This is a genomic window from Shewanella sp. A22 (assembly GCF_053850585.1).
In genome coordinates this window covers 1-10,639 of sequence record NZ_JBSQBN010000142.1, presented here as the reverse complement: position 1 = coordinate 10,639, position 10,639 = coordinate 1, and the positions used below count along the sequence as shown (strand labels likewise).

At 39.6% G+C, this 10,639-nt stretch carries 7 protein-coding genes; 4 read left to right on the top strand and 3 right to left on the bottom strand.

Features of this window, described 5'->3' with window-relative positions:
* Nucleotides 1-206: 206 nt before the first annotated feature.
* The gene (locus ACWXWT_RS18130; RefSeq protein ID WP_456042980.1) at nt 207-3,629 is read right to left on the bottom strand and encodes a PAS domain S-box protein; all 3,423 of its coding nucleotides are present in this window, start codon (nt 3,627-3,629) and stop codon (nt 207-209) included.
* A 591-nt stretch (nt 3,630-4,220) separates the two neighbouring features.
* Between ACWXWT_RS18130 and ACWXWT_RS18125 the strand changes: the two genes are divergently transcribed.
* Together ACWXWT_RS18125 and ACWXWT_RS18120 are read left to right on the top strand one after the other, a co-directional pair.
* Nucleotides 4,221-5,765 carry a S41 family peptidase gene (locus ACWXWT_RS18125; RefSeq protein WP_456042979.1) on the top strand — a complete coding sequence of 515 codons (1,545 nt, stop codon included), beginning with the start codon at nt 4,221-4,223 and terminating at the stop codon, nt 5,763-5,765.
* Nucleotides 5,765-6,157, top strand: coding sequence for a hypothetical protein (locus ACWXWT_RS18120; protein WP_456042978.1), 393 nt, complete (start codon nt 5,765-5,767; stop codon nt 6,155-6,157). Before ACWXWT_RS18125 ends, ACWXWT_RS18120 begins: the two co-directional genes overlap by 1 nt.
* A gap of 353 nt (nt 6,158-6,510) precedes the next feature.
* Here the strand turns inward: ACWXWT_RS18120 and ACWXWT_RS18115 are convergent, their stop codons facing one another.
* A complete protein-coding gene (locus tag ACWXWT_RS18115; protein WP_456042977.1) occupies nt 6,511-6,759 on the bottom strand; it encodes a hypothetical protein in 249 nt (82 codons plus the stop codon).
* Between the two features lie 494 nt (nt 6,760-7,253).
* The gene (locus ACWXWT_RS18110) at nt 7,254-7,703 is read right to left on the bottom strand and encodes a hypothetical protein (RefSeq protein ID WP_456042976.1); all 450 of its coding nucleotides are present in this window, start codon (nt 7,701-7,703) and stop codon (nt 7,254-7,256) included.
* A 1,170-nt stretch (nt 7,704-8,873) separates the two neighbouring features.
* On the opposite strand from ACWXWT_RS18110, the gene ACWXWT_RS18105 reads away from it, so the two are divergent.
* The gene (locus ACWXWT_RS18105) at nt 8,874-9,791 is read left to right on the top strand and encodes an alpha/beta hydrolase (RefSeq protein ID WP_456042981.1); all 918 of its coding nucleotides are present in this window, start codon (nt 8,874-8,876) and stop codon (nt 9,789-9,791) included.
* A gap of 331 nt (nt 9,792-10,122) precedes the next feature.
* Complete coding sequence (locus ACWXWT_RS18100) at nt 10,123-10,371, top strand: hypothetical protein (protein WP_456042975.1); 249 nt, start codon at nt 10,123-10,125, stop codon at nt 10,369-10,371.
* Nucleotides 10,372-10,639: the final 268 nt, after the last annotated feature.

Here is a 10,639-nt window from a genome sequence, read left to right as displayed (position 1 = left end):
AGATGCTGGAGGTAGAGTAACGCAGGAGCTTGTTACCGAGGATCACTATTCGCTTCAATCATCTGCCTTGCCTACAGCACTTTGAACTCCCGCTGAAAGATCACATATTTAATAGGATTGGTATAAGGCATCAAAATATTGCCAGTCATGTTGATGACTGGCATTTCCATAAAAAATGAGTTTAGTAGTAGGTTTAATTGGTGCCTTTAACTATCAAAGATATCTTGATCAAGGTTATCTTGCTGCGCTAACAGTATTTCAAATTCTTCTAGTGGCAAAGGCTTACTGAATAAGTAACCTTGTCCATAATCACATTTAAGAGCATTTAACAGGTGATATTGTTCTTCTGTTTCCACCCCTTCAGCGACAACCGACAAGTTGAGTCCATGACCCATGGCAATAGCCGCGCCAACCAATTCTAAATCACCAGGATCAACAGTAATGTCATTAATAAAACTTTTATCAACTTTTAATGTGTCGAATGGGTAACTACGCAGATAACTGAGTGAAGAATACCCTGTACCAAAATCATCCATCGAGATGCTAATACCAATGTTATTAATGCATGTTAAATTGTTGTCGATGACAGTGTCGCCACTCAGTAGTACTCCTTCAGTGATTTCAAGTTCAATCGTGCTGGCATGAATTTGATATTTCTCTAATTTGCTTTCAAGCATCTCTACAAACTTATTTTCCCTAAATTGTTTAGGGGATACGTTGATGGCCATTTTAAAGCGGGGATTAAATTTTTGTTGCCATTCTGTCGCGGCAGAAAACGCACTTTCAATAACATACTGACCAATAGAGATTATCAATCCGGTTTGTTCAGCAATAGGGATAAACTCATCCGGAGTGACCTGGCCTAGCACGGCACAGTTCCAGCGTAAAAGGGCTTCAGCTCCAATGATTTTACGACTTCTAATATCTACAAACGGTTGAAAATACACTTCAAATTCTTCCCGTTTCAAGGCTCCACGTAATTGTTCTTCAACCCTGACGCGTCGGTTCATATCGTGGTTCATTTGATGAGTATAGAAATTATAGGTATTTCTGCCGCGATCTTTTGAATGATACATGGCTGAATCTGCCTGTCTTAACAGTTCTTTGGGATCTTCACTGTCAAGTGGGAAAAGAGCAATACCAATACTGATGGTCGACACTAACTCACGGTGTTCAAGCATAAAAGGTGTGTAGAATTGCTTAAGTAGTTTACTGGCAATAATCTCAACTTCTGCGGGGTCATGGATATTATTGAGTATGACTATAAATTCGTCACCGCCCAATCTCCCCACAACATCGTTGTCTCTAATTGTGTTTTTCAATCGGCTCGCCGCTTGGATAAGGAGTTCATCACCAACAGAGTGGCCTAAGGTGTCATTAACCTTTTTAAAATCGTCTAAATCTAAAAACAGTACCGCAACGTTATTATTTGAACGGTACGCGTCTTTGAGCATTTGAGACAATCTATCGAGTGAAAGGAGTCTGTTTGGTAAACCTGTTAAGCTGTCATAATGTGCTTGATGGAGAATTTTTTCTTCTTGTTGTTTGTATTGGGTTACATCTTGTTTTAGTGCTAAGTAATGTTTTGTAACACCAGCATTGTCAAAAATAGGTGCAATATGCGCATGCTCCCAAAAGATGTCGCCATTTTTGCGCCTATTCTGTAATTCCCCTTGCCAAGCGTGTCCTTTAGAAATGGCACTCCATAATTCTTTGTAGAGTGATTTTGGCGTTAATCCCGACTTTAACATGCTGGTTGATTGTCCTAATACTTCTTCAGCACAATAACCAGAAATTTTCACAAAGGCACTATTTACGTATTCTATTTTACCGTCGGTATCTGTTAACACCATTGATATGGGGCTTTGTTCTATCGCTTGCGATAGAGTTAAAGCGTGCTCTTCAGCTTTTTTCTGAGCACTTAAGTCGATATCGATGCAGTACAATTCTGTTTCGTTATCGGTGTTATTGATTAATGTATGAGACGAATAAACTGCTACACCACTGCCATCAGCACGTCTTAATACTAATTCACCAGCGGGAATGGGGACACCGTCGTTGATCCACCCGTTAACATTATCTATCACGTGTTTTCTATGTTCAGGGGGAATAATAAGATTTTCTAATTTTTCTCCTAGTGCTTGCTCTCTGGTATAACCGTACAAGTTTTCACTGGCTTGATTCCAAAAAATGACTGAGCGATTTTTATCATAACCTTGCACTGAAATTGCCGGAATACGTTCAAATATATGTCTGAATTTAGACTCACTCAGTAATAGTTTTTTCTCAGCTTCAATACGTTCGGAAATATCCTTAACAAAGCAGAAAAACATCCCATTATCACCATCCCAAAAACTAATATTCACCTCAACATGAAATAAGTGCCCCTGTTTATGCCTGTTCATAGATGTGAAATGTAAGCGTTTTTTGTGTTTAGCGATTAAGATGTTTTCAGCAGAAAATTGATGCTTGTTACTGGTTTCGATTTGATTAACAGACATGTTTATTAGTTCTGCCATGCTGTAACCGGTCATATTCGCAAAACTTTCATTGACTTCAATGATATTGCCTTCAAGTGATACAATTAAAAAACCATCTTGTGCTGTACTGATGATGTTGCGATAAGTTGTTTCACTGCGTTGCAATTGTTTTTCTATGTCTTTTCTTTCGGCTAAATCTGAACTCACTCCCACAATACCTTGTACTACACCTTTGAGATCGGTGAATGGGGTTTTTTGGGTGTTGTAAATATGTTCAGTACCATTTGGAGTATGAACCCTTTCTTCAATAACCATAGAAGCGTTTAGTTTTAATACCTCTTGGTCCATACGAATAAAGGCATCTGCTTGTTGTTGTGTAAAAAGTTGGTGATCCGTGCGGCCTTTAATCTGTTCAAAATCCAGTTTTAGCACGTTGGAAAAAGCTTTATTACACCCCAAGTATAGGCCGTCTATTGACTTGTAAAAAATCAAATCGGGTATCCCGTCAATGATACTTTGAAGCAGGTTTTTTTCTTTTTCGAGCAAGTCTTTGTGGTGATGTAATTCTTGGGCTAGTTGATGACTTTCTATATTATGTTTGAGTAACAAACCGACTAATAAAGAGCCTGCTGTATATAAGATGAGTAAGGTGGGGCTAACGGTCAGCATGATGCTATAAAGATCTTCAATAGGCATCAAGGGGATACAGAGCATCACGGTTATTTCAACCACGAAACTCATTGCTAAGATATTTTTCCAGTTTAACTGGTTGTTTGAGTACTGTAGCCAATAGCGCCAGCTTAATCCAATGCTTGCACTAAGGAAAATAATTAAGGTTCCAACATAATAGCCGTCACCGCCAAGGTGAAATCGAAAACAGGCTGCTAGAATTGCAGCAATGAGTGTGGGAACTAAACCAAAAAAAAGACCGCTTAAACTTAACAATACCCAACGAGCATCAAAATATATCCCTGGCTGCAATACCCAAGGGTTATTCATTAAGCTCACCGCAATAATGCCAATGAACACACCGCTTATCAGCGATTTGAACTTGGGCGGTGCAATTTTTTGTAACCCGACCGCATTGTAAATGACCAGCAGTGCCAGCAACAATACCGCATTATTCATTAAGCTTAAAAAACTATCCATTCATTCCCCGCATCAAAGGGCATTACCTTCTCTCACTGTAGCTCAAATCGAGTAAGAATAAAAAATAAATCTATTTTTATCATAATCTTAATTAATTCATTCGAACCTGTACACATTGTGGTTTTTTGTGATTTGTACCTTGCGTTCTACGCACTCAATAATAAAGCTTAGTCGTAAAATGATGCTTTGTTGTACTCAATCCATATTCACCGGCTGCGTAACAGTATGTTAACATTTATTGGCATGATTAAATCAATTGATAAAGGCAATGGCATTTATGTTGTAGGTTAAAATAATAGAATGCGAAATTATCATTGTCGTTAGAGGAGTATCTAGATTTGTAGCTTGTTAATGGTGCACTATTTTTCGTTAATGCTAACAGCTTTTATTAATTGACACTGTCTATTAAATTGTCATTCAATGTTGGTTGTAGGAGTCACTTTCTATTTGTGTATTATTTTTACATCCGTTTTGATGTACTGATGAATTTTAGCTGAATCGATCGGTTACAATTACTAACATAAAGTAAAATAAGGGAATATTAATGCAGTTACTTTTTAAAAAAGCTATCGCTCCGTTAGTGGTGAGCATTTGTTTAACCACCATAGGTTGCGGTGGTGGGGCAGCGGGTCAGCGAATGATAGTAATGTCACTTCTCCAGTGGGTGACAACAATAGTGTTACTTGGACCAAGGGGCAGTTTACCCCTTACACTGAGTTGGCATCACAGTGCCAAGCCAATCAAACTGGAACAGCACTCACCGAAAAACTATGGCTTCGCTCATGGAGCAACGATACCTACCTTTGGTACGATGAAATTTTTGATCGCGATCCAGCTCCTTATACTGTGGCGCAATATTTTGATTTATTAACCACTGAAGAACTGTCTGAAACTGGTAATGTAAAAGATCAATTTCATTTCTCAATGCCAACGGATGAATGGGAGCAATTAAATCAATCTGGCGCTTCATATGGTTATGGATTTAACCTGTCAATTCGTAATGCATCCGCGGGGGTAACACGTCAGGTCACTGTGACCTATAGCGAGCCTAACTCTCCGGCAGTTGTTGTGGGAATTAATCGTGGCGCTATCATTGTTGCTGTAGACGGTGTGAATGTGGCTAATGCTAATGATACCGCGAGTATAGACACTTTAAATGCAGGGCTGTTTCCAACTCAAAACGGCAAGCAAACGACTTTTACCGTGCGAGACCTTAATGCCAGTGACGAGCGCAATGTCATATTGTCGGCCACCACTGTCATTTCTACCCCAGTGCAAAATACCCAAGTGCTCCAAACTGCGAGCGGTAAGATAGGTTACTTGCAGTTTAACGCTCATATTGCGACTGCAGAACGAGGATTATTCGATGCCTTTACTACGCTAAGTGAAGCGGAAGTAGATGATTTAGTTATAGATTTACGCTATAACGGCGGTGGTTTGCTCGCTCTGGCGAGTCAACTGGGTTACATGATTGCCGGCGATACCGCGACAAGTGATCGCATATTTGAACGCACCAGTTTTAATGATAAGTATCAAACTACTGACCCAGTTACTGGAGCTTCACTCGAACCCATGCCGTTTATTCCAGAAACAATTGGCTTTAATACTGGGTTGTTACGTGCAGGGATTGCATTGCCTTCACTCAATCTTAAGCGACTTTATGTGTTAACCACAGCAGATACGTGCTCGGCCAGTGAAGCGTTAATGAATAGCTTGCGTGGTATTGATATTGAAGTGATTCAAATTGGTGGCACAACGTGTGGAAAGCCTTATGGATTTTACCCAACCCCCAACTGCGCCACCACATACTTTACCATCCAGTTTAAAGGTGTGAATGATAAAGGTTTTGGTGATTATTCAGATGGTTTTGTTCCCACAACAAGCCCAACACTCGATAGTGAAATAAATGGTTGTGCGCTTAATGATGATTTAAATCATGCGCTTGGTGATACCAATGAGCGACTGCTGAATGCCGCATTGTATTACCGTGATAATAACCAATGTCCTGCGGTGGCTTCATCAGCAGCTAAAGTATCAGCGGCCCCAGCAATGATAGATCAAGGTTTTATCTTGAAAGATGAGCGTCACTCAACATTGCTTAAAAATAATCGGATAATGTCGACAGGAGCCATGTAATGTCTCGTTTACCTCCTAGTTTACTTATAGCGGTCGTTATATTCTCCACGGCGTGTGTTGGTGGGGGCACCTCAACGGGCGGAGCAGGCCGCGCGGTACCTGCGTTAATCACGTCTCCAAATCGTGCCAGTGTAGATGAACTGCAAACGGCTATTGCCAGTTTGTTGAATACCGACCATGTGATGATTGCTCAAAGCGCATTTACTGACACGAGTGTTTTGTCTATTGAGCCAGCAATGCACAAAGACAATCATGGGCGGTTATTAATGGGACGCTCTACCGAGATGCCAGAGAGTGTGCAACTGTTTATTAAAGGCGATACTTGCTTGCTTGAGCACGCCAAAAGCGGCCAACGTAGAATACTGAAAGTAGTCACCTGCCGAGCAGAGTAATACTCGTTAACTTGTGGTGTAGTCATTTTTTATTCTGGCTTGGACTCAGTAATATCAATCATGGAAATATTGTCATTGGTATTACTGGGTTATAACTGGAGTTTTATTGTTAATGTGATGGATATTATAGTGATTATTTAACGCTTAAACGTTAATCACAATAATGAATTAAGGCCTGAGTTTAGAACTAAATTTAGGGTTAAATACAGACTAGGTATTAACCTTGTGTCTGGTAGGTAAAACATTCTTAGTTAATAGAAAGGTAACCTTGGCGACCTTTCTATTATTGCTTCTCCAGCGAGATAATTATTGATTATCCGTAGCAGAGGTTATTTATTATCTGAACGTATCACTCACTCAACGTGGCGGTTCTGTTTCTGGCCCGCGTCATCAAGATTATTGGCAATAGACGAGTACTCACCAACCCTTTTGGCTTCAATTTGTTGTGCAGAAATGGAGAACTGTTTAATCAAACGGGCTTTAATTGCAGTCGCGCGTTTTCTGCCTAGTTCGAAGGGGGTGACATGCTGTGTAGAAATGAGATGAATAACAGGCCTTGTGTTCGACAATAATATAGTTTGATAAAAAATTAAGGTTGTCATGAATGGGCACAATAATGTGATAAATTGTCAGATGAAAAATTTCATTTTTTGATAATAAAGTGTGTTATGTATCATTGAAAGTGTAACATCTATCTTAATGATTAATATCTGCGGTTGTAAGGGTTAACTGAACTAAAGCATTATTCTTATAGAGGTAGTGCTTTCTTTGCTGATTGGAATCTAACAGAGGCGATGTTGCCAAACTCATTTCTGCCCCGTTACGTGTTATAGCTCCCTCTGAAATACTCCTAATAAACCGATTTACCCTTAATTTTTGTATCTCTTTGTGGTTAGGAGTACTGATATTATATACAGTATTGTTGCAATTCCTACTTTCTACAAGTTGTTGCATACTTTCATGCTGATTTTTTTGTTATTTCTCGAGCTAGGTGGCTGATGTAGCTTAGGAAAGGTGATAATCTAGGTTTTATCAAATGTGTGATATAAGGAAAAATTCCTTGTTTAAACAAGGAATTTTTCCTATTAATAAGCTGTTATGTGTATGTATCTATTGTAGGTGATGATTGAGCAATTTGAATTTTCTCTAAAAAGCTTTTAACTTCGTTAAGAGATTCATTTGAAATATTATGATTTCTATTAAACTCCATCTGTCCTTTTAACGAATCAAACATGTTGAATTTCTCATTCATAATAGCGTCAGATTCAGTAGCATTTCGTAAATTACCATTTTCTCTTACTAAAACCATCGATTGCATGAAGAATGATGACGCAAGATCAAAGTCACCACCAGCTTCTGATATTGCATTTCCTATTGCACGGGCATCGTTGCGGCTCATATTAGTTGGATCAATTGAATTTGCTAACTCATGTATGTATGAATTTTTTTGAGTTGGTTCAGCAGCGTTAGCAGTGGGCGGCAATATTTTACCGCTATCTTGTGTTGTCTGTGTCTTTTGAATATAGTTAGCTGTTGTAATTTGCATATATAAAGCCCTATAAAGTAGAATTACTAATGCTTAAGCAAGTATTGCGCCAAGCACACATAATCGGGTAGCCGGAGGTATCTAGCCTCCAGCCCCCACAACACCCTGCATGCGGCTCCGCACAGGGCGTTTCCTGAAAATGGTTAAAATACAACGGCCGATTAGCTCCTTTGTATTCCAATGATGGCTTCTGTTTTTGCGCCACGACTCCTAAATCCGGTCGGATACGGAGACAATGAGCTGCACAGGCTCCTCATTGATTTTCAGGTTCAGGCCTTCACCATGTCCCAACCATTACGATGGGCGTTGGGCTACTATGCCGTCTGCTGACTTCTGCTTAATCACCGTTTGAGTTACCCCCTAAAGCGCTATCGTTGTTCATCGTATTTGCTCACTTAAGTTGATGAGATTTAAGTGCCAGGCCTGTTGAACTAGCGGCCAAGCTAGTGAGTTTAACGATCGCCTGTTAAGCAGATCTCCCCAGATAAGAACATGCACTGTCTCTGCACTGCTGCATCATTTACGGTGGCCGTTAGATCACATGGCTTCGTTGTCTTGTGCCAACTCGCCTCCAGCCTACGCCTCATATGATGTTTTTGTTCATCAGCTCGCAGATTTGCGTCCGGCTTCCTTCAGACATTCCCTCACGGTAACGCCCTTGCCATTCGCTAGTAGTTAGCGTTTAATCATCAAAGTATAATTAAACGGTGACCTTCCTACAGAGGACTTTCACCTCATTAGTTCATGCCCATGCTGGGCGTACACAAGCCGCTCAAGCATGACAAATAAAGCTTGGCTTTGCTCCTGCGTCGCAAATTTTAGCCAAGCATTATTTGCCCCTTAGCGGGGCGTAAAATCCAGCTCAGCCATACTTAAACTAATCCAGAGTGATTTTACACAAACAAGCCTTCAAACACGTTTATGTCCAGAAACGTTTTACATACCAATGTCCACATAAAAAATCTTTTATTTTTGTAGCAAAGCATAATGCCCACAGTTACACTGTATTAATATAAGGGCTATCCACTTAGCATAACCAACCACAATATATAGTGGTTGGTTGTGCTAAGTGGATAGCCCTTATGCATACACAGCTTACGTGTATTTTAGTATGATTGTTATATGAAGGGTATTGAACTAATGCTCTATTTTACTATTTGGAGTCGTAAAGTGAGTCAGCACTATTTAGATAATGGTATCAGTCAACTTGTAAGTTCCTTCATTGAAGCAGGCTGCCCTTCTGTTAAAGTACAAACTATAGAAGAACGTCGTCAAGGTTATCGAAATAGCGTACAACTTGCCGGAGGAAGAGAACCTGTTTATCAAATCAATGATAAAGAGATTGATGGGGCAACATTAAGAATTTTTAAGCCATCTAATGATAGCAACTTACCTGTTGTGATTTATTTTCATGGTGGTTGCTTTGTCAGTGGTGATTTTGAAACTCATGATCAGCAATTGAGAAAGTTAGCTAATTTATCTGGTTCAATAATTGTTGCTGTAAAATACCGCCTAGCCCCTGAGCATGTATTTCCAGCAGCACACGATGATGCATTTCATGCATCTCAAGTTATTTACGAAAACTGTAAAGAGTGGGGGGGAAACCCTGACAATATCATTCTCGTTGGTGATAGTGCAGGTGGTCACATATGCTTAATCACATCTTTACGGTTAAGGGAAAAAGCAGGTTGGCTACCTACTAAGCAAGTGCTTATTTATCCAATGTTAGATGCCACGGCAGCAAGTCAGAGTTATATCAATAATGGTGATAAATACATAATCACTCGTGATACTTTGCTTACTGGTTTTGATATGTATTTAGGTAAATTACCGCGTAAACATCCTGAAGCCAGCCCTATTTTTCGAAATGACCTATCTGGTCTTCCTGAAACTCATATATTAACAGCCGAATTTGACCCATTACTAGATGAAGGTGAACAGCTTTATCGGAACTTAATTATTGCAGGTGTTAAGACACAATGCCGAAGATATTTAGGTGTCATACATGGCTTTTTCCAGCTTTCAGGCGTAAGTCAAGCAGCTCGAGAATCAATTAAACATGTAGCAGATATTATCGCTCCTAAATGATTATAGGCATATACAATTTTTTCTGAGGTGACCTCATACCGTAATATGGACGTCACTAAACGATCACCTCTGGTATGACAAAATATCATGAACAAGATGTGAATGAGTAAAAGCACTAACAAGGAATGGGGCAAAAATGTGCTACTCCTTAACCCGCTTCCTCGCCAAAAGCGTTAAAAAATATCAAACTATTTTATACATGATCAAGCACTATAAGAATTATCAAACTTTAATATAAATGTACACCTCGAAGACTGAGCTTGGCATGGATGCCACGCTAGTTTTCGTTGGGCCATGGACAGCCCATCGGAAGCGTTAGGGCTTTTTGACAATGGCCGAAGCGGGCTACAAACTTGGTTTAAAGCTGGACCGAACTCCATCGAAAATTATGCGCTTTTCAGCATTTTTCATCTGGGGCGCTGAGGGGGCCAAAGGCGAGCAAGCGTTTTGCCCCTTTGGTCTGGTGTGGGCGAAGCACCACGATGTAGATTTTTTTCAAAATGGCAAACTTTATCTAAAACATTCGATTTTAAGTGAGGGTTACAATCGCAGTTGGATATCAAACTTAAAAAATAATTAATCGCTTAAAACAGTGTGTTTTAGGATTTTTATAGGCGTAAAAGGCTATCGTTATTCAAGTTAGATAGCAGTCAGTTATTAAATGATAAAAAAAAAATGAGGCCATTACTTTTTATAGGTTTTAACATATCAATTATCTGCTGTAATACCAATCTCATTAAATATCTGGTCAGTTCAGAGTCTCTCAGGTTTTTCAATTCAAGGCACATTGATGTAGAAATGGTTGTTGCCTTTTAAATCGATGTAACACAGAAGTGGAATACCTGAGA